Annotated in this window: 24 protein-coding genes; 3 read left to right on the plus strand and 21 right to left on the minus strand. The window is 72.9% G+C overall.

The window, feature by feature from the left end:
- Position 1 precedes the first annotated feature (1 nt).
- The 9 genes from gatB to RND61_RS00225 form a co-directional block, all read right to left on the minus strand.
- On the minus strand, positions 2–1,516 hold the full coding sequence (gatB, locus tag RND61_RS00185; RefSeq protein WP_315875512.1) for an Asp-tRNA(Asn)/Glu-tRNA(Gln) amidotransferase subunit GatB: 1,515 nt from the start codon (positions 1,514–1,516) through the stop codon (positions 2–4).
- 17 nt (positions 1,517–1,533) lie between these two features.
- Positions 1,534–1,725: a hypothetical protein gene (locus tag RND61_RS00190; RefSeq protein ID WP_315875869.1), complete on the minus strand. Its 192-nt coding sequence runs from the start codon at positions 1,723–1,725 to the stop codon at positions 1,534–1,536.
- 136 nt (positions 1,726–1,861) lie between these two features.
- Positions 1,862–3,361 carry an Asp-tRNA(Asn)/Glu-tRNA(Gln) amidotransferase subunit GatA gene (gatA, locus tag RND61_RS00195; RefSeq protein ID WP_391652569.1) on the minus strand — a complete coding sequence of 500 codons (1,500 nt, stop codon included), beginning with the start codon at positions 3,359–3,361 and terminating at the stop codon, positions 1,862–1,864.
- A 5-nt stretch (positions 3,362–3,366) separates the two neighbouring features.
- The gene (gene gatC / locus RND61_RS00200) at positions 3,367–3,663 is read right to left on the minus strand and encodes an Asp-tRNA(Asn)/Glu-tRNA(Gln) amidotransferase subunit GatC (protein ID WP_189538068.1); all 297 of its coding nucleotides are present in this window, start codon (positions 3,661–3,663) and stop codon (positions 3,367–3,369) included.
- An 86-nt stretch (positions 3,664–3,749) separates the two neighbouring features.
- Positions 3,750–5,846, minus strand: a complete 2,097-nt coding sequence (locus RND61_RS00205) for a putative bifunctional diguanylate cyclase/phosphodiesterase (RefSeq protein ID WP_391652571.1) — start codon at positions 5,844–5,846, stop codon at positions 3,750–3,752.
- A gap of 308 nt (positions 5,847–6,154) precedes the next feature.
- Entirely contained in the window at positions 6,155–8,347 is a 2,193-nt protein-coding gene (gene ligA, locus RND61_RS00210; RefSeq protein WP_315875514.1) for an NAD-dependent DNA ligase LigA, read from the minus strand.
- Positions 8,348–8,360: 13 nt separating this feature from the next.
- Complete coding sequence (locus RND61_RS00215) at positions 8,361–9,374, minus strand: methionine synthase (protein WP_315875515.1); 1,014 nt, start codon at positions 9,372–9,374, stop codon at positions 8,361–8,363.
- 23 nt (positions 9,375–9,397) lie between these two features.
- On the minus strand, positions 9,398–10,087 hold the full coding sequence (locus RND61_RS00220; RefSeq protein WP_315875516.1) for an SDR family oxidoreductase: 690 nt from the start codon (positions 10,085–10,087) through the stop codon (positions 9,398–9,400).
- A gap of 95 nt (positions 10,088–10,182) precedes the next feature.
- Positions 10,183–10,722 carry an LOG family protein gene (locus RND61_RS00225; protein ID WP_315875517.1) on the minus strand — a complete coding sequence of 180 codons (540 nt, stop codon included), beginning with the start codon at positions 10,720–10,722 and terminating at the stop codon, positions 10,183–10,185.
- A gap of 78 nt (positions 10,723–10,800) precedes the next feature.
- Here RND61_RS00225 and RND61_RS00230 point away from each other — a divergent pair, with 78 nt between their 5' ends.
- Entirely contained in the window at positions 10,801–11,127 is a 327-nt protein-coding gene (locus tag RND61_RS00230) for a DUF427 domain-containing protein (protein ID WP_315875518.1), read from the plus strand.
- Here RND61_RS00230 and RND61_RS00235 read toward each other — a convergent pair.
- The 4 genes from RND61_RS00235 to mnmA all read right to left on the minus strand — a co-directional run bounded on the left by RND61_RS00235 (position 11,106) and on the right by mnmA (position 15,427).
- On the minus strand, positions 11,106–11,594 hold the full coding sequence (locus RND61_RS00235; protein WP_315875519.1) for a hypothetical protein: 489 nt from the start codon (positions 11,592–11,594) through the stop codon (positions 11,106–11,108). The genes RND61_RS00230 and RND61_RS00235 overlap by 22 nt on opposite strands.
- A 113-nt stretch (positions 11,595–11,707) precedes the next feature.
- Positions 11,708–13,498 carry an alpha/beta hydrolase gene (locus RND61_RS00240; protein WP_315875520.1) on the minus strand — a complete coding sequence of 597 codons (1,791 nt, stop codon included), beginning with the start codon at positions 13,496–13,498 and terminating at the stop codon, positions 11,708–11,710.
- Complete coding sequence (locus tag RND61_RS00245; RefSeq protein ID WP_315875521.1) at positions 13,495–13,929, minus strand: hypothetical protein; 435 nt, start codon at positions 13,927–13,929, stop codon at positions 13,495–13,497. Before RND61_RS00245 ends, RND61_RS00240 begins: the two co-directional genes overlap by 4 nt.
- 370 nt (positions 13,930–14,299) lie before the next feature.
- Positions 14,300–15,427, minus strand: a complete 1,128-nt coding sequence (mnmA, locus tag RND61_RS00250; RefSeq protein WP_315875522.1) for a tRNA 2-thiouridine(34) synthase MnmA — start codon at positions 15,425–15,427, stop codon at positions 14,300–14,302.
- A gap of 61 nt (positions 15,428–15,488) precedes the next feature.
- On the opposite strand from mnmA, the gene RND61_RS00255 reads away from it, so the two are divergent.
- On the plus strand, positions 15,489–16,235 hold the full coding sequence (locus RND61_RS00255) for an N-acetylmuramoyl-L-alanine amidase (RefSeq protein WP_315875523.1): 747 nt from the start codon (positions 15,489–15,491) through the stop codon (positions 16,233–16,235).
- On the opposite strand, the gene RND61_RS00260 is transcribed toward RND61_RS00255, so the two are convergent.
- The 3 genes from RND61_RS00260 to RND61_RS00270 form a co-directional block, all read right to left on the minus strand.
- Positions 16,232–17,395, minus strand: a complete 1,164-nt coding sequence (locus RND61_RS00260) for a cysteine desulfurase family protein (RefSeq protein WP_315875524.1) — start codon at positions 17,393–17,395, stop codon at positions 16,232–16,234. The genes RND61_RS00255 and RND61_RS00260 overlap by 4 nt on opposite strands.
- A gap of 82 nt (positions 17,396–17,477) precedes the next feature.
- Positions 17,478–17,744, minus strand: coding sequence for a DUF4190 domain-containing protein (locus tag RND61_RS00265; RefSeq protein ID WP_391652577.1), 267 nt, complete (start codon positions 17,742–17,744; stop codon positions 17,478–17,480).
- A 154-nt stretch (positions 17,745–17,898) separates the two neighbouring features.
- Positions 17,899–18,057, minus strand: coding sequence for a hypothetical protein (locus tag RND61_RS00270; protein WP_315875525.1), 159 nt, complete (start codon positions 18,055–18,057; stop codon positions 17,899–17,901).
- Between the two features lie 99 nt (positions 18,058–18,156).
- Here RND61_RS00270 and RND61_RS00275 point away from each other — a divergent pair, with 99 nt between their 5' ends.
- Entirely contained in the window at positions 18,157–18,789 is a 633-nt protein-coding gene (locus tag RND61_RS00275; protein WP_315875526.1) for a TetR family transcriptional regulator, read from the plus strand.
- A 49-nt stretch (positions 18,790–18,838) separates the two neighbouring features.
- Here RND61_RS00275 and RND61_RS00280 read toward each other — a convergent pair whose 3' ends face one another.
- The 5 genes from RND61_RS00280 to RND61_RS00300 all read right to left on the minus strand — a co-directional run bounded on the left by RND61_RS00280 (position 18,839) and on the right by RND61_RS00300 (position 23,620).
- Positions 18,839–19,663 (minus strand): thioesterase family protein, encoded by an 825-nt coding sequence (locus tag RND61_RS00280; RefSeq protein ID WP_315875527.1) that lies wholly within the window; start codon positions 19,661–19,663, stop codon positions 18,839–18,841.
- A 26-nt stretch (positions 19,664–19,689) separates the two neighbouring features.
- On the minus strand, positions 19,690–20,367 hold the full coding sequence (locus tag RND61_RS00285; RefSeq protein WP_315875528.1) for a trimeric intracellular cation channel family protein: 678 nt from the start codon (positions 20,365–20,367) through the stop codon (positions 19,690–19,692).
- A gap of 212 nt (positions 20,368–20,579) precedes the next feature.
- Complete coding sequence (locus tag RND61_RS00290) at positions 20,580–21,662, minus strand: ABC transporter ATP-binding protein (protein ID WP_315875529.1); 1,083 nt, start codon at positions 21,660–21,662, stop codon at positions 20,580–20,582.
- The gene (locus RND61_RS00295) at positions 21,659–22,660 is read right to left on the minus strand and encodes an ABC transporter ATP-binding protein (protein WP_315875530.1); all 1,002 of its coding nucleotides are present in this window, start codon (positions 22,658–22,660) and stop codon (positions 21,659–21,661) included. Before RND61_RS00295 ends, RND61_RS00290 begins: the two co-directional genes overlap by 4 nt.
- Before the next feature lie 6 nt (positions 22,661–22,666).
- Entirely contained in the window at positions 22,667–23,620 is a 954-nt protein-coding gene (locus tag RND61_RS00300) for an ABC transporter permease (protein WP_315875531.1), read from the minus strand.

The raw sequence follows: 23,620 nt of genomic DNA on the forward strand, positions 1-23,620 counted from the left end.
CTCAGCCCTCGGCGACGCCCAGCTTCTCCAGGATCAGCTCCCGTACCCGGGCCGCGTCGGCCTGGCCGCGCGTGGCCTTCATGACCGCGCCGACCAGCGCGCCGGCCGCGGCGACCTTGCCGCCGCGGATCTTGTCGGCGATCGCGGCGTTCGAGGCGATGGCCTCGTCGACGGCCGCGCCCAGGGCGCCCTCGTCGGAGACGACCTTCAGGCCGCGCTTCTCGACGACGGTGTCCGGGTCGCCCTCGCCGCCGAGGACGCCCTCGATGACCTGGCGGGCCAGCTTGTCGTTGAGGTCGCCGCAGGAGACGAGCTCCGCCACCCGGGCGACCTGCGCCGGGGTGATCGCCAGCTCGTCCAGGGACGTACCGGTCTCGTTGGCGTGCCGGGACAGCTCGCCCATCCACCACTTGCGGGCCTGGTCGGCCGGGGCGCCCGCGTCGATCGTGGCGACGATCAGGTCGAGCGCGCCGGCGTTGAGGATGGCCTGCATGTCCAGCGCGGAGACGCCCCACTCCTCGCGCAGCCGGTTGCGGCGCACGCGCGGCAGCTCGGGCAGCCCGGCGCGGATCTCCTCCACCCACGCGCGGGACGGGGCGACCGGGACGAGGTCGGGCTCCGGGAAGTAGCGGTAGTCCTCCGCCTCCTCCTTCACCCGGCCGGACGTCGTGGAGCCGTCGTCCTCGTGGAAGTGGCGGGTCTCCTGCACGATCGTGCCGCCGCCGATGAGGACCGCGGCGTGCCGCTGGACCTCGTAGCGGACGGCCCGCTCGACGGACCGGAGCGAGTTGACGTTCTTGGTCTCGCTTCGGGTGCCGAACTTCTCCGTGCCGATGGGGCGCAGCGACAGGTTCACGTCGCAGCGCATCTGGCCCATCTCCATGCGCGCCTCGGAGACGCCCAGGGCGCGGATCAGGGCGCGCAGCTCGGCGACGTACGCCTTGGCGACCTCGGGGGCGCGGTCACCGGCCCCGACGATCGGCTTGGTGACGATCTCGATCAGCGGGATGCCGGCGCGGTTGTAGTCGAGCAGCGAGTGGGACGCGCCGTGGATGCGGCCGGTGGCGCCGCCGACGTGCGTCGACTTGCCGGTGTCCTCCTCCATGTGGGCGCGCTCGATCTCGACGCGGAAGACCTCGCCGTCCTCCAGTTGGACGTCCAGGTAGCCGTTGTAGGCGATCGGCTCGTCGTACTGGGAGGTCTGGAAGTTCTTCGGCATGTCCGGATAGAAGTAGTTCTTCCGGGCGAAGCGGCACCACTCGGCGATCTCACAGTTCAGCGCGAGGCCGATCTTGATGGCGGACTCGACGCCGGTCGCGTTGACCACGGGCAGCGCGCCGGGCAGGCCGAGGCAGACCGGGCAGGTCTGGGTGTTCGGTTCCGCGCCCAACTCGGTGGAGCAGCCGCAGAACATCTTGGTCTTGGTGCCGAGTTCGACGTGCACCTCCAGGCCCATGACGGGCTCGAAGGTGGCGAGGGCGTCCTCGTACGACACCAGGTCAGTCGTGACGGTCACAGTGGAAACATTCCCTCTCAGCCGAACAGGACGTCGTCGTCACCGATGCGCTTCAGCTCGCGCACCAGGATGGCGAGGCCGGTCGCGATGGCGGCGGCGGACACGACGGCGTCCAGCAGCAGAAGCGTGTCGCTCTCGGTGCGGGCCTTACGGGCCTGCTTGACCACGCTCAGCGCGCCGAACGCGGTGGTGCTGATCGACAGGTACATGCCGGCCTTCGACTTCTTGAAGCCCTTGGCCTTGGTCAGTGCGCTCACTGTGCTTCTCCGTTCGCTTCTCCGCCCACGCGGCACGGAGGTGCGGCTTCCGTCGTCGTCTGCGGCCCGGCGGCCGCGTGTGCGTCGCTCACAGCGACGGAGCCTCCTCCAGCAGCGGGTGGCCCCAGCGTGCCACGAAGGCGGCCTCGACCGCGGCGCCCACCTTGTACAGGCGGTCGTCCTTCATGGCCGGGGCGATGATCTGCAGACCGACCGGCAGGCCGTCCTCCGGCGCCAGGCCGCAGGGCAGCGACATGGCGGCGTTGCCCGCGAGGTTGGTCGGGATGGTGCACAGGTCGGCCAGGTACATGGCCATCGGGTCGTCGGCGCGCTCGCCGATCGGGAAGGCGGTGGTCGGCGTCGTCGGGGAGACGATCACGTCGACCTGCTCGAAGGCCCTCTCGAAGTCGCGCGTGATGAGCGTGCGGACCTTCTGCGCGGAGCCGTAGTACGCGTCGTAGTAGCCGGAGCTGAGCGCGTACGTGCCGAGCACGATGCGGCGCTTGACCTCGTCGCCGAAGCCGGCCTCGCGGGTGAGGGACGTGACCTCCTCCGCCGAGCGCGTGCCGTCGTCGCCGGTCCGCAGGCCGTAGCGCAGGCCGTCGAAGCGGGCGAGGTTGGACGAGCACTCGGAGGGCGCGATCAGGTAGTACGCGGAGAGCGCCAGGTCGAAGGAGGGGCAGTCCAGCTCGACGATCTCGGCGCCGAGCTCCTTCAGCAGCTCGACGGACTCGTCGAACCGCTGGAGGACGCCGGGCTGGTAGCCCTCGCCGCGGAACTGCTTGACGACGCCGACGCGCATGCCCCGGACGCTGCCGCTGCGGGCGGCCTCGACGACCGGCGGGACGGGCGCGTCGATGGACGTGGAGTCCATCGGGTCGTGGCCGGCGATCACCTCGTGGAGGAGGGCCGCGTCGAGGACCGTGCGCGCGCAGGGGCCGCCCTGGTCGAGGGAGGACGAGAACGCGACCATGCCGTACCGGGACACCGCGCCGTACGTCGGCTTGACGCCGACCGTGCCGGTGACGGCGGCGGGCTGGCGGATCGAGCCGCCCGTGTCCGTACCGATGGCGAGCGGGGCCTCGTACGAGGCGAGGGCGGCCGACGAGCCGCCGCCGGAGCCGCCGGGGATCCGGGTGAGGTCCCAGGGGTTGCCGGTCGGGCCGTAGGCGCTGTTCTCGGTGGAGGAGCCCATGGCGAACTCGTCCATGTTGGTCTTGCCGAGGATGACGACGTCGGCGGCGCGCAGCTTCGAGACGAGCGTCGCGTCGTACGGCGGGAGCCAGCCCTCCAGCATCCGGGAGCCGACGGTGGTCGGCATGTCCCGCGTGGTGAAGATGTCCTTCAGGGCGAGCGGGACGCCCGCGAGCGGGCCGAGTTCCTCACCGCGCTCGCGCTTCTCGTCGACGGCGCGGGCCTGCGCGAGGGCGCCCTCGCGGTCGACGTGGAGGAAGGCGTGGACCTTCTCGTCGACCGCGCCGATGCGCGCGAGGTGCGCCTCGGTGACCTCGACGGCGGTGAGCTCGCCGGAGGCGATCTTCGCCGCGATCTCGGCGGCGGTGAGCTTGATGATGGTGCTGTCCGTCATGTCGGTCAGTCCTCCCCGAGGATCTGCGGCACCTTGAAACGCTGCTGCTCCTGGGCCGGGGCCCCGGAGAGCGCCTGCTCGGGGGTGAGCGACGGACGGACCTCGTCCGCGCGCATGACGTTGGTCAGCGGCAGCGGGTGGGAGGTCGGCGGGACGTCTTGGTCGGCGACCTCGGAGACGCGGGCGACCGCGCCGATGATGTCGTCGAGCTGGGTGGCGAAGTGGTCGACCTCTTCGTCCTTCAGCTCCAGACGCGCCAGCCGGGCGAGGTGGGCGACCTCCTCGCGCGTGATGCCAGGCATGCAGCGATCCTCAGGGGTGAGTGAGTGGGTTTTGGCCCAATCCTATGGGGCGCGCCGCGGTGCCCGTGAAACGGTTTGCCCCCTCCCTAGGTGACCGGGTGGCTCGACGGGCGGTCGGAGGAGTGGTCGGACGGGGAGGGCGGGAGCGCCGTGGTGGGGCGGTGCCAGCCGTGCACGCCGCGGGCGCGGAGCCAGGCCGTCGTCTCGTGCGGCGGCATCGCGGCGGCGACCAGCCAGCCCTGGACGGCGTCGCAGCCCAGGTCCCGCAGGCGCTCCCAGGTCTCGTCGTCCTCCACGCCCTCGGCGACGACGAGGAGGCCCAGGGAGTGGGCCAGGTCCACGGTGCAGCGGACGATCTCGGCGTCCTCCGTGTCGACGGCGAGGCGGGCGACGAACGAGCGGTCGATCTTCAGTTCGCTGACCGGGAGGCGGCGCAGGTGGACCAGGGACGAGTAGCCCGTGCCGAAGTCGTCCAGGGACATCTTCACGCCGTGGCCGGTGAGGCCGGCGAGGGTGTCGGCGGCACGCTGCGGGTCCTCCAGGAGGACGTGCTCCGTTATCTCCAGTTGCAGGGCGCCCGCGGGGACGCCGTGGCGGGCGAGGCGGGCGGCGACGGCGCCGGCGAAGCCGGGGCTGTGCACGTCGCGCGGGGAGACGTTCACCGCGACGGGCACCTCCAGTCCCTGGGCGCGCCACCGCGCGACCTGGGCGAGCGCCGTCTCCAACACGTACTCGGTGAGGTGCGGCATCAGGCCGGACGACTCGGCGATCGCGATGAACTCGTCCGGGGGAACGCTGCCGCGTTCCGGGTGGACCCAGCGGACCAGCGCCTCCAGGCCGGCGACGTGGCCGTCGAAACGGACCTTGGGCTGGTAGTGCAGCTCCACCTCGCCCGCGTCGAGGGCACGGCGCAGGTCGCCGAGGAGGCCGAGCCGGTCCGGCGTGTTGGAGTCCCGCTTCGACTCGTACACCTCGACGCCCGTACGGTCCCGCTTCGCCTGGTACATGGCCACGTCGGCGCGCTGGAGGAGCCCCTCGGCGTCGAGGGCGTGGTCGGGGAAGACGGCGACGCCGGCGCTGGCCTCCAGGACGAGCGTGAGCCCGTCGAGGTCGAGCGGGGACGACAGGTCGGCGGCGAGGTGGCGGGCGACGCGCTGGGCGCTGGTCGTGGAGTCGGCGGTCGGCAGGAGCACGACGAACTCGTCGCCGCCGAGCCGGGCGGCCTCGGCGCCGCGCGGCAGGGCGAGGCGCAGGCGCTCCGCGATCTGCAGGAGGAGCCGGTCGCCGGCGAGGTGGCCGAGCGTGTCGTTGACGGACCGGAAGCGGTCGAGGTCGATCAGGACGAGCGCGGCGCGCTGGCCCTCGGCCTCGGCGGCCTCCAGGGCCGCCCAGGTGCGTTCGAGCAGCCACTGCCGGTTGGGGAGGCCGGTGAGCGGGTCGCGGAGCTGCTCCTCGGCACGGGCCCGGGCGATCCAGAGCGTGGAGTCGAGGGCGATTAAAGGCACCGCGAACAGCGGCAGCAGGACCGGCAGGGAGGCGGCGACGGCGCAGATGAGCGGGGCGATGCCGAGCAGGGCGACGGCGACGAGGCCCTGCCGGAGCAGCGCCGTGCGGGCGGCCGTGGGCAGGGTGCCGCCCTGCGGGGAGAGCGTGTACCACAGGACGAGGCGGGTCACCACCAGGTACGTCCCGGCGGCGAGGGCGACTTCCGGTACGGCGGCGATCCCCCATTCGAGCGGCTGCCACGGCCGTTCGACGGAGGGCACGTCGCCGAAGGCGGCGAGGACGAGCGCGGCGCCGCCGATGCCGAGCACGTCGGCGGCGCCGTGCAGCAGGCCCTGCCGCCAGCGGTGCCGGCGGGCGGCGCCGACGAGGACGACGACGGCGAGGCTGACCAGTCCGGCGGGCACCCAGCCGAACAGGAGCAGCACGGCGAGGGTGAGGGCGGCGCCGGAGCCCGTGCCGCCCCACCAGCGGTCGCGGCCGAGGGCGACGAGGTGCCCGACGACGATGCCGGTGAGGACGGCGAGGGACCAGCCGGTCGTCCCGCCGGGGAAGAGGGCGTGGCCCTGGCTCACGGCGCGGTAGAAGCCGGTGGCGAGCGCGAGGCCCGCGAGGGCCGCGACGACGGCGGGCAGCCGGGCGAGGACGCCCTCCCGGACCGCCGCGCGGCCCGCTCGCATACGCGGTCGTGTGACCGGATCGGCACTCTCGGTCGGTTTCATTCCGTCCCTCTCACAGCCGGCGGTGCCGTTGCCTCTGCCTCGTGATGGCTTGCTGTCGTGCCACGACGACTGGTCTTCCCCAACGCGGCCGTGCACGACAGGCGCACGTCACAACAGTAGGCCGCGGAGGGCGTTCACGGGCAGCGCTCTACAGCTCTTGCCCGATTGCCACCCGGCCACCCTTATCCGTCTGATATGCGCTGAACGGGTGACGTTTTCCGGCCTGTTCTGCTCGGTCGCCTCCTGCCGCTCGAACGAGGAGGTGATTACTGTTCGAGCGGGACGGCGGCCTCGCGGGCGGCGTCGGGGCCCTGTTGGAGCAGGACGGCGAAGCCGTCCTCGTCCAGCACGGGGACCTTCAGCTGCATCGCCTTGTCGTACTTGGAGCCGGGGTTCTCCCCGACCACCACGAACGACGTCTTCTTGGAGACGGCGCCGGTCACCTTCGCCCCGGCGCTCTGGAGCGCTTCCTTCGCGCCGTCCCTCGTGTGGTCGCGCAGCGTGCCGGTGACGACGACGGTGAGCCCCTCCAGCGGGCGCGGGCCCTCGTCCTCGCCGGTGCTCTCCTCCTCCATCCGGACGCCGGCGGCACGCCACTTCCGCAGGATCTCGCGGTGCCAGTCCTCCGCGAACCACTGCTTCAGGGAGGCGGCGATGGTCGGCCCGACGCCCTCGACGGCGGCCAGCTCCTCCTCGGTGGCCTGCTCGATGCGGTCGATGGAGCGGAACTCGCGGGCCAGCGCCTCGGCCGCGACGGGGCCGACGTGGCGGATCGACAGGGCCGTGATGACCCGGGCGAGCGGGCGCCGCTTGGCCTCCTCGATGTTCGCGAGCATCGCGAGCGCGTTCTTCCTGGGCTCGCCCTGCTGGTTGGCGAAGACCGTGACGACCTTCTCCTCGCCCGTCTTCGGGTCGCGCTTGGGCAGTCCGCTGTCCTGGTCCAGGACGTACGCCTTGATGGGGAGGAGCTGTTCGATCGTCAGGTCGAAGAGGTCGCCCTCGTCGACCAGCGGCGGTTCGGCCGGCTCCAGCGGGCGCGTGAGCGCGGCGGCGGCCACGTAGCCGAAGTTCTCGATGTCGAAGCAGCGACGCCCGCCCAGGTAGAACAGCCGTTCCCGCAGCTGGGCGGGGCAGGTCCGGCCGTTCGGGCAGCGCAGGTCGACGTCGCCCTCCTTCATCGGCTTCAGCGGCGTCCCGCACTCGGGGCACGCGGTCGGCATGACGAACTCCCGCTCGCTGCCGTCCCGCAGGTCGACGACCGGGCCCAGGATCTCCGGGATGACGTCGCCGGCCTTGCGCAGCACGACCGTGTCGCCGATCAGGACGCCCTTGGCCCTCACCACGTCCTGGTTGTGCAGCGTGGCGAACTCGACCTCGGAGCCCGCGACCGTGACCGGCTCCACCTGCGCGTACGGCGTGACGCGGCCCGTGCGCCCCACGCCGACGCGGATGTCGACCAGCTTCGTGTTGACCTCCTCGGGCGCGTACTTGTACGCGATCGCCCACCTCGGGGCGCGGGAGGTGGAGCCGAGGCGGCCCTGGAGGCGGATCTCGTCCAGTTTGACGACGACGCCGTCGATCTCGTGCTCCACCGAGTGGCGGTTCTCGCCGTAGTGCGCGATGAACTCCCGGACGCCGTCGATGCCGTCCACCACCCGGTTGTGCCGGGCCGTGGGCAGGCCCCACTCGCGGAGCAGCCCGTACGCCTCGGACAGGCGGTCGAGGGTCAGGCCCTCGTGCGCGCCGATGCCGTGCACCACCATGTGCAGCGGGCGCGTGGCCGTGACCCGCGGGTCCTTCTGGCGGAGCGAACCGGCCGCCGCGTTGCGCGGGTTGGCGAACGGCTTGTCGCCGGCGGCGACCAGACGGGCGTTCAGCTCCTCGAACTTCTCCATCGGGAAGTAGACCTCGCCGCGGATCTCCACCAGCTCCGGGACGCGGTCGCCCTCCAGCCGCTCGGGAACGTCGGAGATCGTGCGCACGTTCGGCGTGATGTCCTCGCCCGTGCGGCCGTCACCGCGGGTCGCCGCGCGCGTCAGCCGGCCCTTCTCGTACGTCAGGTTCACGGCGAGGCCGTCGACCTTCAGCTCGCACAGGAAGTGGTGTTCCGCCGAGCCGACGTCGCGCCCGACGCGCTCGGCCCAGGCGGCCAGCCCCTCGTCGTCGAAGACGTTGTCCAGGGAGAGCATGCGCTCGCGGTGCCGGACGGCCGTGAACTCCGTCTCGTACGTCCCCGCGACCTTCTGGGTGGGCGACTCGGGCGTGCGCAGCTCCGCGTACCGCTCCTCCAACTCCTCCAGGGACCGCAGCAGCCGGTCGAACTCGGCGTCGCTGATGACCGGCTGGTCCTTCACGTAGTACCGGAAGCGGTGCTCCTCGACCTGTTCGGCCAGCCGGGCGTGCTCCTCCCGCACCTCCGCCGGCACCACGTCGCGCTGGTCGTGCTGTTCGACAGCCACGTCGATCCTTCCGTTACTCAGGGTTGTCCGCGAGGGACTTCGCCGCCTTGACACAGTGCGCCAGCGCGCGGCGGGCGTAGTCGGGCGAGGCGCCCGCGAGCCCGCACGCCGGAGTGATCACCAAGGACTCCGCGAGGGTCCCCGGATTCAGCCCCAGCCTGCGCCACAGCGTCCTGACCCCCATGACGCTACCGGCAGGGTCTGACAACGCGCGGTCGGTGGAGGGCACCACACCGGCCAACAGCTTCGTGCCGCCTTCGACGGCCTCGCCGATCGCCTCCTCGTCACGCTCCGTGAGAAGACTGAAATCGAACGAGATGGCTGCCGCGCCGGCCCGGCGCAGCAGCGCGAACGGCACGTCGGGGGCGCAGGAGTGCACGACGGCGGGGCCGTCGTGGACGGCGATCACGTCGCGCAGGGCGCCCTCGACGACCTGGCGGTCGACGGCCCGGTAGGTGCGGTAGCCGCTGGCGGTCCTGACCCGGCCGCGCAGGACGGCGGTGAGGGACGGCTCGTCGAGCTGGAGCACGACCCGGGCGCCGGGGACCCGGCGGCGCACCTCCGCGAGGTGGCCGCGGAGCCCCTCGGCGAGCGAGGCGGCGAGGTCCCGGCAGGCCCCGCCGTCGCCGAGGGCCGCCTCGCCGCCCCGCAGCTCCAGCGCGGCGGCCAGCGTCCACGGCCCGACCGCCTGGACCTTCAGGAGGCCCGCGTACCCCTGGGTGAACTCCTCCAGCGCGTCGAGGTCCTCCCCCAGCCACGCGTGGGCGCGGCGGGTGTCGCGGCCGGGCCGGTCGCTGACCCGCCACCCGCTGGGCTCCACGTGCGCGTAGACCTCGACCAGGAGCCCCAGCGTCCGGCCGATCATGTCGGCGCCGGGCCCGCGGGCGGGCAGTTCGGGCAGGTGGACGAAGTCCTCGAAGGATCCGGTCACGGTCCTGGCGGCCTCGCGCGCGTCGCCGCCCGGCATCGATCCGACCCCCGTGGCCGGACCCCAGTTGATGTCGTCGCTGTGGTTGTTCTCGCTCACCCGGGAAGGGTACGCGGACGGGGTCAGGCTCCCGGCCGGACGGTCAGGTCCTGGATCTCCGCGTCGCGCGGCAGGTCGACGGCGGTGAGGACGGTCGTCGCGACCGACTCGGCGTCCATGAGGTGGGACGTGTCGTACTCCTTGCCCTCCTGCCGGTGGACCTTGGCCTGCATGGGGCTGGCCGTGCGGCCCGGGTAGACGGAGGTGACGCGGACGCCGTGGGGGCGCTCCTCCGCCCTCAGGGCGTCGGCGAGCGCCTTGAGGCCGTGCTTGGACGCGGCGTACGCGGACCACTCGGCGTTGGCGTGGAGCCCCGCGCCGGAGTTGACGAACACGACGTGTCCCCGGGAGACCCGCAGTTGCGGCAGGAGCAGCCGGGTCAGCTCGGCGGGCGCGACCAGGTTCACGTCGAGTTGGGTGCGCCACGCCTTGGTGGTCAGCTCGCCGACCGGGCCGAGGTCGACGACGCCCGCGACGTGCAGCAGCGTGTCGAGCCGGTCGGGCAGCTCCTGGTGGGAGAACGCCCAGGACAGCCGGTCCGGGGCGGCGAGGTCCCCGACGAGCGTGCGGGCGCCCGGGTACAGGTCGGCCAGCTCCTTCGCCCGGCCGGCGTCCCGGGCCAGCAGGACCAGGTCGTCCCCGCGCGCGTGGAGGCGGCGGGCGACGGCCGCGCCGATGCCGGAGCCGGCGCCGGTGATCAGGTGTGTGGTCATGGGAGCCATGCTCGCATTGGACGGCCCACCGGACCCCGGCGGCCTCTTCCCGGTGGACGACCACCGGACCCCGGCGGCCTCTTCCCGGTGGACGACTACTGGATCCCGGCGGCCTCTTCCAGGTAGGCGAGGGCGGAGACGCCGTCCTCGGCGAAGAAGACGAGCTCCGTGAGGGGCAGCGGCAGGAAGCCCTCCTCCTCCATGCGGCGGAACTGCTGCTTCAGTCCGTCGTAGAAGCCCGCCGTGTTGAGCAGGACGACCGGCTTGGTGTGCAGGCCGTGCTTCTTCAGCTCCAGGATCTCGGTGGCCTCGTCCAGGGTGCCGGTGCCGCCGACCATGATGACGATCGCGTCGGACCGGGCGAGCATCTCCGCCTTCCGCTCCGCGAGGTCCCCGGTGGTGATCATCTCGTCGCAGCCGGGCCGCGCCTTGTGCGCGAGGAACTCCACCGACACGCCGACGAGCCGCCCGCCCGCCTGCTGGGCGGCGTCGGCGACGACCTTCATCAGACCGGTGTCCGAGCCGCCCCAGACGAGCGTGTGGCCGCCCTTGGCGAGGAGTTCGGCGAACTCGCGCGCGGGGCCGGTGTAGCGGTCGTCGAGGTCGGCGGCGGAGAGGAAGACGCAGATGTTCATGGGTCAACCGTACGGGGCCGGGCGAGGCGGGGGGCCGACGCGGGGAACAGGTCCGGGCCGCCGGCCGTTGCTCCGGGTATGACCTCTTCAGGGCACCGCATCACCATCGAACCGGCGGACGGGCCGGTCCGGATCGAACGGGACGGCGAGCCGGTCGCGGAGAGCTCCCGCGCCCTGGCCCTGCGCGAGACGGGCTGTCCGGTACGGCTGTACCTGCCGCCCGAGGACGTGCGCACGGACCTGCTGGAGCCGTCCGCCACGCGCACGCACTGCCCGTTCAAGGGCACCGCGTCGTACTGGTCCCTGCCGGGCCGCCCGGACGCCGTCTGGGCGTACCCCGACCCGAAGCCGGAGGTCGCCGCGATCAAGGGGTACTTCTGCTTCTACGGCGAGGACGAGGGCTGAGCCGGGGGCGACGCGGGCGTCTCGGCCGACCAGAAGGGGGACCGGACGTTGGGGGTGGGGATCTCCTGGTCCGGCGGGTAGGACGGGCCGTTCGGCGGGGTCTTGGGGTCGGCGACCTCCGACTCCTGTACGCAGGGGCTGGCCACCTGGAAGAACGCCTGCCCCTGGTACCCGAACAGGAGCCTGATGCCGAACCCGTCGGGTGAGACGGCATAAACGGCCGGGGACTCCTTGTGGGCCCTCACTGCCGTGATCCGGTAGCCCTTCGCCTTCCACGCCCTCTCGACGAGACCGAGGAAGCTACCGCGCCGCGCCTCGGAGATGACGGTCAGCACGGTCCGGCGGCGCACGACGTCGCAGCTCCCGGTGGTCGTCGTGTCGTGCGTCCACCGCACCTCCGGCACGATGGCCTTGAAGGTTTCGTCCAGCATGGCGTCCGCGCGATCCGCCGCACCCTGCATGTCCATGGAGGCTCTCTCCCTCGGGACGTCGTGGTTTTCCCCCATAACACCGCAACCGACTGCCAGAACGGCTGCCATGACTGCGAGCAGAAGGGCTCGTACCCTGCGCGGCACCCCTTTCACCGGTACGCCTCCTTGACGACTTTGTCGGGCTGGCCGGCCACAACGGCGGCGATGTTGTCCGCCGAGACCTGATCCAGTTCCGGGGTGAAGTACTGCGAGTGGGCGTCGAAGCCGCCGAGTTCCGTGACCGGGTGCGGCCCCGGGTCCACCTTGAACCTCTGGGCGCCGAATGCCTCGCTGGACGGGTCCTTGCCGAAGTAGATGTCGTCGTCGCCCCAGTCGAAGACGTCACCGTAGATCAGTGACCCCACGGGCCCGGCCAGCAGGACCTCGTCCTTGGTCGGCAGGTGCGTGACCGGGTCGTTGTCCGCGGAACCGACGAAGACGTGCTGCTTGCCGACACCGAGGTCCTCCGCCTTGTCCACGCCGACGCCCGGGCTGCCGAGCAGGATGATGTCGTCGACGCCCGGTATGCCACCGGACTGCTTCGCCGCCGTTCCCACGGTGAGGGAGCCGTACGAGTGCCCGATGGCCGTCAGGTGCGGGTCGTCGTGCTGGTTGGCGACCTGGAGGCCGTCCATGAACCTGTTGTAGGAGGGCGCGCCGCGTTCGGCGTCCCCCGTGCCCATCACGTCCACGTGCTGCGGGGCGTCGTAGCCGAGCCAGACGATCGAGGCGCTGGACGGGTCGTTCTCCCGGGCGCCGAGCGCCGTGTCCTGGGCACGCTTCATCGTGTCCTTGACGAACCCGTCGTCGAGCTTCGTCCCCAGTCCCGGCACGTACGCCGACACGTTCCTGGAGGTGTCCGGGTTGCCGTACGAGACGATCGCCCGGCCGTTGCCCTCGTCGCCGATGCCGAGCAGGAACATGGGCGGCCTGCTGGGTTCGCTCAGCTTGTCCTGGATCAGCCGGAGCGCGTTGAGCTTGGTCCGCGCGTCCTCGCCGCCGTCCTTGGCCAGTTCGTCCATCAGCACCGGCAGGTAGTTCCGGTTGGCCTCGTCGCGGACGGTGGCCGGGAGGCCGTCCAGGCCGCCGATCAGGTCCGGCGCGATCTTCAGGTACTCCTGGCGCTGCTCCTCGGTCAGGCCGTCCCACCACGCCTTGCGCTCCGCCGGGGACTGGCTCTCCGGGACCTTCTCCAGGTAGGAGGCGGCGGCACCGCGCACGGCGGCGGTGTCGGCGGCGACGTCCTTCATCATCGCGGACGTGACGTCGAGCCCCCTGGCCGCCCTGAGTCCGTTCAGGGTCCTGGCGTACCGGGCGTCCACCTCCTGCGCGGCCCGGACCGCACGGGCGATCCGGTCGGCCACGTCCTGCGCCTTGGACGCGTTCGGATTGGCCGGCAGGAGGCCCGGTCCGTTGAAGTACGGCGCCTTGGGGCCCTGGCCCAGCGGGTACGGGTCCAGCGGGAGCCGGGCGCTGCCCAGGGCGGTGCCGCCCGGCACCTGCCGCTTGTCGCCCGCGATGTTCTCGACCTCGGCGGCCGGGTAGCCGACCGAGCCGTCCTCGTTCACCGTCAGGTTCATGCTGGCGGCGTCCGCGAGGGCGTCCTCGAGGAGGCGCTGGGGTCCGGCCAGGTCCGCCGCGAGGCCGTTCAGTGCCGTGCGGACGAGGCCGCACTCGGAGTGGACGTACTGGAAGTTCCGACTGAGGCGCCGCAGCCGCTCGACGGCCTTCTCCGCCGACTCGCTCTCCTGCGTCTCGCGAAGCTGCTTGGTCATGGCCTGGTCGACACGCGTACGGTCCGTGGCGGCCCTGTGGGAGACCTCGTGCCACTTGTCGCCGGCGTCCTCGAACGCGGACCGCTTCAGATCCCGTAGCTGCTGCCAGGTCAGCGTGCTGCTCACTTCGCGGCACCGCCCGCCTTCACCGGTGCGATGGTGTCCTTCACCGCGACGTCCGTCTCGCCCATCTCCACGGCGACCTTCCGCAGCGCCCCCTCCAGGTGGTCGCATTCGTCGCGGACGGCGGCGAGGCGGTCCTCCCAGGACTTCAGCACGCTCTTGAGCGACGCCACGGAAGCCAGCCCGGCGGCGCCGGTGCTGATGCCGTCGTGCCCCGGGCCGAGTGCGCTGCGGCTCTTCTCCGTGCTGGTGCTCAGCTCGGCGGCGGTGCCGGACGCCCTCCCCCAGGGCCCGTCGGTGTGCTTCAACCTACCCTGTCCGCTGGTTCCCCCGCCGCCTCCGTCCGCCGCCGCGGAGGCGAGCTCCAGACGGGCGTCCGCGCCGTCGTCGGGCGGAAGGCCGAACATCTGCTGCCAGCGCTGCGAGTACTCCATCGAAACCATCCCCCCGGTCTCGCCGTCCGCGTGAAGGTGTGCCGCGCACGCAGGCACAAGGGCACGGACAGACCTTAGCCCAGCCCGGAGCCGCCCCCGGCACACGTGGACCGTGGGGCTGACGGGCCCGCCCCTCCAGTACCTCGAAGGGCGATCCTCCGCGGACTCTCCCGAGGGGGTGAGTTGCGGGCGGCTCGCGGGGCCGCTCCCGTGCGGAGGGCCTGACGGCCAGGGTGCCGGCCGCGTCCGTCGTGGGGCGGGTGGCGCCGGTGGACGGCACGCCGTTCGCGTACGAGCGGCGGGGCGCGCGGCGCCGCCGGGGCCGTCGCGGTCGGTTTCCGTCGGGCGCCCCGGAGGCGCCCGACGGGCCTCAGAGGGCGGCGGCGGTCGTGCGGCGGGTGGTCGTGGCGATGGTGGCCGAGCCGACGACACGGGTGCCGTCGTACAGGACGACCGCCTGGCCCGGCGCGACGCCGCGGACCGGCTCGGTGAAGGAGACGCGCAGCTCGCCCTCGACGAGTTCGGCCGTCACCTCCGTCTCGCCGCCGTGGGCGCGGAGCTGCGCCGTGTACGTGCCGGGGCCCTCGGGGGCACGGCCGCACCAGCGGGGCTTGACCGCCGTGAGCGCGGTGACGTCCAGCGCCTCGGCGGGGCCGACGGTGACGGTGTTGTCCACCGGCGAGATGTCGAGGACGTAGCGGGGCTTGCCGTCCGGCGCCGGGTGGCCGATGCGCAGGCCCTTGCGCTGGCCGATGGTGAAGCCGTACGCGCCGTCGTGGCTGCCGAGCCGGTTGCCGGACTCGTCGACGATGTCGCCCTCGGCCCTGCCGAGCCGGGAGGCGAGGAAGCCCTGCGTGTCGCCGTCGGCGATGAAGCAGATGTCGTGGCTGTCGGGCTTCTTCGCGACGGCCAGGCCACGCCGCTCGGCCTCGGCGCGGATCTCGTCCTTGGTGGTGACCGTGTCGCCCAGCGGGAACATGGCGTGGGCGAGCTGGCGCTCGTCGAGGACGCCGAGGACGTACGACTGGTCCTTGGCCGCGTCGGAGGCGCGGTGGAGCTCGCGGGTGCCGTCGGCGAGGGTGACGACCTTGGCGTAGTGGCCCGTGCAGACGGCGTCGAAGCCCAGGGCGAGGGCCTTGTCGAGGAGCGCCGCGAACTTGATCTTCTCGTTGCAGCGCAGGCACGGGTTGGGCGTGCGGCCCGCCTCGTACTCGGCGATGAAGTCCTCCACGACGTCCTCGCGGAAACGCTCCGCCAGGTCCCAGACGTAGAAGGGGATGCCGATCACGTCGGCGGCGCGGCGGGCGTCGCGCGAGTCCTCGACGGTGCAGCAGCCGCGGGCGCCGGTGCGGAAGGACTGGGGGTTGGCGGAGAGCGCCAGGTGCACCCCCGTCACGTCGTGGCCCGCCTCGGCGGCGCGGGCGGCGGCGACGGCGGAGTCCACGCCGCCGGACATGGCGGCGAGGACGCGGAGGGGGCGCTGGGAGGTCTCAGTCATAGCCCTACCAGGGTACGGGGCCGCGGGAACCGTCGTCGCGGGAGTAAGCGTTCTCCGTCACATGGGCAGACACATGGGCGGGGAAGAGAACCGGCGGGTGGGGCGGCGCGCCGTGCTGATCGGCGGCGGCGCCGCGGCGGCGGGCGCGGCCGTACTGGGCTGGGACGAGCTGCGGCACCTGTGGTGGCGGCTGCCCGGCACGGAGAAGAGGCGCGTGGAGGGCGAGCTGGACCACGCGGGCGCGGAGTGGACGGCGGCGGCGCGGGCGAACTGGCGGCGGGCGGACCGACCGGACGACTTCGGCATCGACCGGGTGGTGATCCACGTGGTGCAGGGCAGCTACGCGACGGCGCTGCGCGTGTTCAAGAACCCGGGGCACGGCGCGGCGACGCACTACGTGGTGGGCAAGGACGGGCGGGTCGCACAGATGATCCGCGAGCTGGACGTGGCGTTCCACGCGGGGAACCGCGCGATGAACGAGCGGAGCATCGGCATCGAGCACGAGGGGTTCGTGGACCGCCCGCAGGACTTCACGGCGGCGATGTACGCGTCGTCGGCGCGGCTGACGGCGGGCATATGCGCCCGGTACGGCATACCGGTGGACCGGGAGCACATCATCGGCCACGTCGAGGTGGAGGGCACGGACCACACCGACCCGGGGCCACACTGGGACTGGGACCGGTACATGGAGCTGGTCCGGCGGGCCGCGGCGAACCCGTCGCCGGCCCCGTCCGCGTCGCCCACGGCGGGCGCGGCGCGGGCGGGCCGGCGGGAGGGGGCCGGGGGCGGGTCGGTGGGAGGGGCCTAGCTGAGGCCGGCCGTGCGGGCGCGTTCCACGGCGGGGCCGATCGCCTTGGCGAGGGCCTCGACGTCGGCGCGGGTGGAGGTGTGCCCGAGGGTGAAGCGGAGCGTGCCGCGGGCCAGGTCCGGGTCGGTGCCGGTGGCCAGGAGGACGTGGCTGGGCTGGGCGACCCCGGCGGTGCAGGCGGAGCCGGTGGAGCACTCGATGCCCTGCGCGTCGAGGAGGAGCAGCAGCGAGTCGCCCTCGCAGCCGGGGAAGCTGAAGTGGGCGTTGGCGGGGAGCCGGTCGTGGGGGTCGCCGCCGAGGACGGCGTCCGGGACGGCCGCGCGGACGGCGTCGACGAGTTCGTCGCGCAGGGCTCCGACGTCGCGGGCGAACCGCTCGCGGCGCTCGGTGGCGATCCGCGCGGCGACGGCGAAGGCGGCGACGGCGGGGACGTCGAGGGTGCCGGAGCGGACGTGGCGTTCCTGGCCGCCGCCGTGGAGGACGGGGACGGGGTTGTGGGCGCGGCCGAGGAGCAGCGCGCCGATGCCGTACGGGCCACCGATCTTGTGGCCGGAGAGGGTCATGGCGGCGAGCCCCGATTCGGCGAAGGCGACCGGGACCTGGCCGACGGCCTGGACCGCGTCGGAGTGCAGCGGGACGTCGAACTCGCTCGCCACGGCGGCCAGTTCGTCGATCGGCATGATCGTGCCGATCTCGTTGTTGGCCCACATGACGGTGGCGAGGGCGACGCTGCCGGGGTCGCGGGCGACGGCCTCGCGCAGCGCGTCGGGGTGCACGCGCCCGTACGCGTCGACGGGCAGGTACTCGACGGTGGCGCCCTCGTGCTCGCCGAGCCAGTGGACGGCGTCGAGCACGGCGTGGTGCTCCACGGGGCTGGTGAGGACGCGGACGCGGCGCGGGTCGGCGGCCCGGCGGGACCAGTAGAGGCCCTTGACGGCGAGGTTGTCGGCCTCCGTGCCGCCGGAGGTGAGGACGACCTCGCTGGGGCGTGCCCCGAGCGCCTCGGCGAGCGTTTCGCGGGCCTCCTCGACGGTGCGGCGGGCCCGGCGCCCGGCGGCGTGCAGGGACGAGGCGTTGCCCGTGGCGGCGAGCTGGGCGGTCATCGCCTCGATCGCCTCCGGGAGCATCGGAGTGGTCGCGGCGTGGTCGAGGTAAGCCATGGTGCCCCGATTCTACGAGCCCGGGACGGGCGCCCGGCGGCGGCGTGCCCGGCCGGTCGTTCCCGACGCCTCCGGCGGGCCGTCAGCCGAGGTTCCAGGAGACGGTGCCGTTCACGGTGACGAGGGCGGCGAGGACGGCGAGGTCGGCGATTCCGAGGGCCAGGCCGAGCAGGGCGCGGCGGCGGCGCCCGGTGCCGCGCCGCAGGGCGAGGAGGGCGAGGCAGACGGCCGTGGGGCCGAGGAGGAGGTTGAGGAAGAGGAGGCCGACGAGACCGAGGACGAAGGAGGCGACGGCCATGCCGTCGGCGTCCCGGCGCTGCGACACGGCGGCGTCCCGATGCCTTGGCACGGCGGCGTCCCGGTGCGGCGACGCGGCGGTGTCCCGATGCCCTGGCACGGCGGTGTCCTTTACGTCCCTCACACCCCTTGCACCCCCCACGCCCTTCAGCCCCCTTGCACCCCTCACGCCTTCCGCGTCCCCCGCGCCCATCGCGCGCCCCCCTTCAGTACCGGCGCCGGCGGGCGGAGCGCTCGCGGGCGGCGAAGACGAGCAGCCACACGGCGATGGCGGCGGCGCCGGCGGCCGTGACGGACGGGGGGACGAACGCGGCCGTGCCCATGAGCGTGCCCAACAGGAGCAGGGCGGCGACGAGGAAGAGCATCGTGTTGCCTCTCGTGGAGCTGACACTTGTGCACTGACTGGTCAGTCCAGGTACGCGTACCCCTGGAGGCGCCCGACGAACGGCTGTTTACTGCATGGCATGAGTCACACCATCGGGGGCACGGGCGTCCGGCAGGCGCGCAAGCAGAGGACCCGCCAGTCGCTGCTGGACGCGGCGCTGGTCCTGCTGGAGGAACAGAGCCTGAGCAGTCTGGGGCTGCGGGAGGTGACCCGCGCGGCGGGGATCGCGCCGACCGCGTTCTACCGGCACTTCCGCGACATGGCGGATCTGGGCGTCGCGCTCGTGGAGGAGTCGCTGGGCAGCCTGCACACGACGGTCCGGGCGAACCTCGCGGCGACCGTGGACAGCGAGCAGCGGATCGCGGGGGCGGTGGAGTTGGTCGCCCGGCTGGTGCGGGAGCACCCGGCGTACGTCCGGTTCCTGGCGCGGGAGCGGCACGGCGGGGTACGGCCGGTGCGGGACGCCATCGGCGGCGAACTCGACCGGTTCGCCGTGGAGGCGGCGGCCGAGTTGGCCCGGCTCCCGGAGGCGTCGCAGTGGCGGCGGGACGACCTGCTGATGCTGGCGCGGCTGTACGTCGACCTCATGGTGACGACCGCGTCCGCGCTCCTGGCGGCCGGGCCGGACGCGGCCGCCAGGGAGCGGGTGGAGGGGGAGGCGCGGCGGCGGCTGCGGCTGGTGGCGCTGGGCAGCCGCCACTGGCTGGACTGACCGGCCGCCCTCTCCCGGGCGCCACACCCCCGGGGCGCCGCGTCCGGGGTCAGGACCCGCGCGGGGCGCGGGCGAGTTGGCGGGACTGGGCGACCAGGCGGTCGGCGCTGTCCCACACCTCGGCGTCCTCCTCCAGGAAGCCGCCGGCGAGGTTGCGCGTGGTGATCGAGACGCGCAGCGGCCCCGGCGCGGGACGGCAGCGGACGTGCACGGTGAGTTCGACGGTCGGCGTCCAGCCCTTGAGGCCCAGGTCGAAGGCGGTCGGCGGGAGCGCGTCGACGGTCAGGAGGAGGGACAGCGGGTCGGGGTCGCGGCCGTCCGCGAGGCCGAACCAGGCGCGGACCTCGCCCTTGCCGGAGGGGGCGCCGACCGCCCAGCCGATGGTCTCCGGGTCGAGCTTGACGTCGAGGAGCCGCGTGATCTCGGCGGAGCCGGGCAGCGGCGTCGGCGCGTCCGCCGGGCCGAAGCAGTGCTCGTACGGCGGGATGGCGGGCGGCTTGGCGCCGGTGCGCACGTCGTCGGGGAGGGCGTCGAGGTCGCCGTAGGTGGCGAGGACGCGGATCCGCTCGGTCTCGGTGCCGTCCTGCGCGTACTGGAAGAGGGACGCCTGGCCCGTCGAGAGGGTGCGTCCGGCGCGGACGGTCTCGGTGCGGATCACGGCGGGGCCGGGGAGCGAGGGCGCCAGGTAGTGGGCCGACACCGAGAAGGGGTGCGGGTGCGGCAGGGCGTCGCCGAGGGCGCGGCCCAGCAGGGCGAGCAGGTAGCCGCCGTTGACGACACCGAAGATCGTCCAGTCGGCGGAGAGGTCCGTGTCGTAGACGCCCGGCGCGCGGAGGGTCACCGCGGTGTCGCGGTCGAACTGGCTGCTGTCCATGGCCAGAACGGTACAACAGCAAAATACTAAGCGGTAGCTTTGTGTGCGGGTTCCTCGACCGCCGTGGAGCGCCGGTTCCAGGCGCGCGGCGCCCGCCAGCGGTAGCGCAGCGCGAGCAGGCGCAGGGCGAACGCGGCGAGCGCGGCGATGCCGCTGGTGAAGGGGTTCAGCGCCTCGAAGCGGATGAACAGCACGACCATGGTCGAGCCGACGATGGCCGGGACGGCGTACAGGTCGCGGTCCCAGCGCAGCAGCGAGGGGGCCTCGTTCGCCAGGACGTCGCGCAGGACGCCGCCGCCGACGGCGGTCGCCATGCCCAGGACGGCCGACTGCGTCAGGCCGAGCCCGTACTCGTACGCCTTGGTCGTCCCGGCCACGCAGAACAGCCCCAGCCCGGCGGCGTCGAAGACGTTCACCGCCGCCTGGGTGCGCTCGACGACGGGGTGGAGGAAGAAGACCAGCACCGTGGCGACCAGCGGCATGACGAAGTACCCGAGGTCGGTGAAGGCGGCGGGGGGCACCGCTCCGATGACCAGGTCGCGGAAGAGCCCGCCGCCCAGCGCGGTGACCTCGGCGAGGACGGCCATGCCGAAGACGTCGAAGTTCTTCCGCACGGCGAGGAGCGCGCCGGAGATGGCGAAGACGAAGATGCCCGCCAGTTCGAGGGCGTGGAGGACGGAGGGCGTGAACAGGTCCTGGAGCACCGCACTGTTCTACCCCGCGCGCCCCACCGGCGGTGAACCGCCCCGCGCGGTACGCCACCGGCCCCGTACCGGCCCCGGCCCGTACCGGTCCCGGTCCGCGGCGAGGTCCGGTACGGGGCCGTCCGTCGCGAGGTCCGGTACGGGCCGTCCGTCGCGAGGTCCAGTACGGGGCCGTCCGTCGCGGGGTCCGGTACGGGGCCGTCCGCGGCGGGCTACGGCGCCTTCGCGACGCCCTCCGGCGGCTCCGCCGGGGACGGGGCCGCGCCCACGACCGCCTCCACGCCCGTGGGCCGGGTCAGGGGCAGGTCGCCGGACTCGATCTCCGCGGCGAAGTGGCAGGCCACCTTGTGGCCGCCGCCCACGTCCGCCAGCACGGGGCGCTCCTCCCCGCACCGGGGCCGGGCCCAGGGGCAGCGGGTGTGGAAGCGGCAGCCCGTCGGCGGGTTGGCGGGGGACGGCAGGTCGCCGTGGAGGAGGATGCGCTCGCGGCGGTCCTCCACCTCCGGGTCCGGCACAGGGACGGCCGACATCAGGGCCTTGGTGTACGGGTGCTTCGGCGCCGCGTACAGCGCGTCGCTCGGCGCCTCCTCCACCAGGGAGCCCAGGTACATGACGCCGATGACGTCCGAGATGTGCCGGACGACGGCCAGGTCGTGGGCGATCACCAGGTAGGTGAGGCCCAACTGCTCCTGGAGCTCCTCCAGCAGGTTGATGACCTGGGCCTGGATCGACACGTCCAGGGCCGACACCGGCTCGTCGCAGATGATGACGTCCGGCTCCAGCACCAGCGCCCGGGCGATGCCGATGCGCTGGCGTTGGCCGCCGGAGAACTCGTGCGGGTACCGCGACAGGGCGTTCGCCGGGAGGCCGACCCGCTGCAGGATCGCCTTGATCTTCTCGCGGCGCTCCTCCTGGTTCGCCCCGATGCCGTGCGCGAGCATGCCCTCGGAGAGGATCGACTCGATGTTCTGACGCGGGTTCAGGCTGCCCAGCGGGTCCTGGAAGACCATCTGGAGGCGGCGGCGGAACTTCCGCATCTCCTCCTCGGGCAGCTTCGCCAGGTCGGTGCCGTCGAAGACGACCTCGCCGTCCGTGACGTCGACCAGCCGCAGGACCGCCCGGCCCAGCGTCGTCTTGCCGCAGCCGGACTCGCCGACCAGGCCGTACGTCTGCCCTGCCTCGACCTTCAGCGAGACGCCGTCGACGGCGTACACGTGGCCGACCGTGCGGTCGAAGAGGAGGCCCTTCTTGACGGGGAAGTGGACCTTCACACCGTCCAGTTCGAGCAGGCTCATGCCGGTACCTCCTCGGCCGGTGCGTCGGGCAGGACGGGGTTGACGCAGCGCACCCGGTGGCCCTCGGCGCGCGGCTCGGTCAGCAGGGGCGTGCCGGTGAGGCACTCCAGGGTGTAGAAGTCGCAGCGCGGCGCGAACGCGCAGCCGTCCGCCCAGGCGATCTTGTCGTTGATGGAGCCGCGGATCGGGTTGAGCGGCTCCCCCCGGGGGGCGTCCAGGCGCGGGATGGAGCCGAGGAGCCCGTGCGCGTACGGGTGCGTCGGGTGGGCGAACAGCTCGCGACGGCCCGCCGACTCCACCGCCTTCCCCGCGTACAACACGTTCACCTGGTCGCACAGCCCGGCGACGACCCCCAGGTCGTGGGTGATCATCAGCAGGGCGGTGCCCTCCTCGTCCACGAGTTCCTTCAGCAGCTCCAGGATCTGCGCCTGGATCGTCACGTCGAGCGCGGTCGTCGGCTCGTCGGCGATCAGCAGCCGGGGAGCGCACGCCACGGCCATGGCGATGAGGGCGCGCTGCCGCATGCCGCCGGAGAGCTGGTGCGGGTACTCCTTGAGCCGCCGCCGCGGATCGGGGATGCCGACCCGGTCGAGCAGGTGCGCGGCCTCCTTGCGGGCGGCCTCGCCCTTCAGGCCCCGGTGCCGCTGGAGGATCTCGGTGACCTGCACGCCGATCGGGATGACCGGGTTCAGCGAGGACAGCGGGTCCTGGAAGATCATCGCGAGCTTGCTGCCGCGCATGTCCCGGATCTTCTTCGGGCCCATGGCGAGCAGGTCCTCGCCGTCGAACACGGCGCGCCCGCCGACGGTGACGCCCTTGCGCGGGAGGAGGCCCATCAGGGCGAGGGAGGTCACGGACTTGCCGCAGCCGGACTCGCCGACCAGGCCGACCACCTGGCCCTGGTCGACGGTGAAGGAGACCCCGTCGACCGCCCGGGAGGGGGTGCGTCCGCGTCCGCCGAAGGTGACGGTGAGTTCGTCCACAGAGAGCAGTGGCATGGCAGATCAGCCTCGCAGCTTCGGGTCGAGGGCTTCGCGCATGGCCTCGCCGAGCAGGGTGAAGCCGAGGGCGGTGATGATGATCCCGACCGCCGGGTAGACGGCCATCATCGGCGCGTTGTCGAAGAACCGCTGCGCCTGGGAGAGCATCACGCCCCACTCGGGGACGGCCGGGTCGGGGTTGCCGAGGCCCAGGTAGGACAGGGCGGCGGCCTCGATGATCGCGGTGGCGAGGCTGAGGGTCGCCTGGACGATCACGGGGCTGAGCGAGTTCGGCAGGATCTGCGTGAGGACGATCCGCTTCCGGCGCACGCCGAGGGCCTTGGCCGCCAGGACGTAGTCGGAGCCGCCCTGGGCGAGCATCGAGCCGCGCAGCAGCCGGGCGAAGACCGGGATCTGGACGACGCCGACGGCGATCATCACGGTGGTCAGGGACTGGCCCATGACGGCCGCGACGGAGACGGCGAGCAGCAGCGACGGCAGCGACAGCAGGATGTCGATGAAGCGCATGACGACCGTGTCGACCCGGCGGCCCGCCTTGCCGCCGAGGGTGGCGGCGGCACCGGACAGCATGCCGATCAGGGCGCCGACGACCAGGCCGATGAGCATCGACACGACACCGACGAGGAGCGTCTGGCGGGCGCCGACGAGCATCCGGGAGAAGATGTCGCGGCCCAGGTGGTCCAGGCCGAACCAGTTCTCCCCGCGGGCTCCGACGAACCTGCCCTGGTTGGGGAAGACCTCCCCGCGCCAGGACTGCGCGGTCGGGGCGTGCGGCGCGAGCCACGGGCCCACGACGGCGACGACGACGAAGAGGGCGATGATCGCGGCGCCGATGACGGCCATCTTGCTGGACTTGAGGCGGCGGAACGCCTCGCGCCACAGGCTGGCGCCGGTCGTCGTCTCGTTCGCCTGGGTGAGTTCCGCGAGGCGGTCGATCTTGTCCGTCTTGGTGGACAC

Source organism: Streptomyces tamarix (assembly GCF_032423885.1).
Classification (GTDB): domain Bacteria; phylum Actinomycetota; class Actinomycetes; order Streptomycetales; family Streptomycetaceae; genus Streptomyces; species Streptomyces tamarix.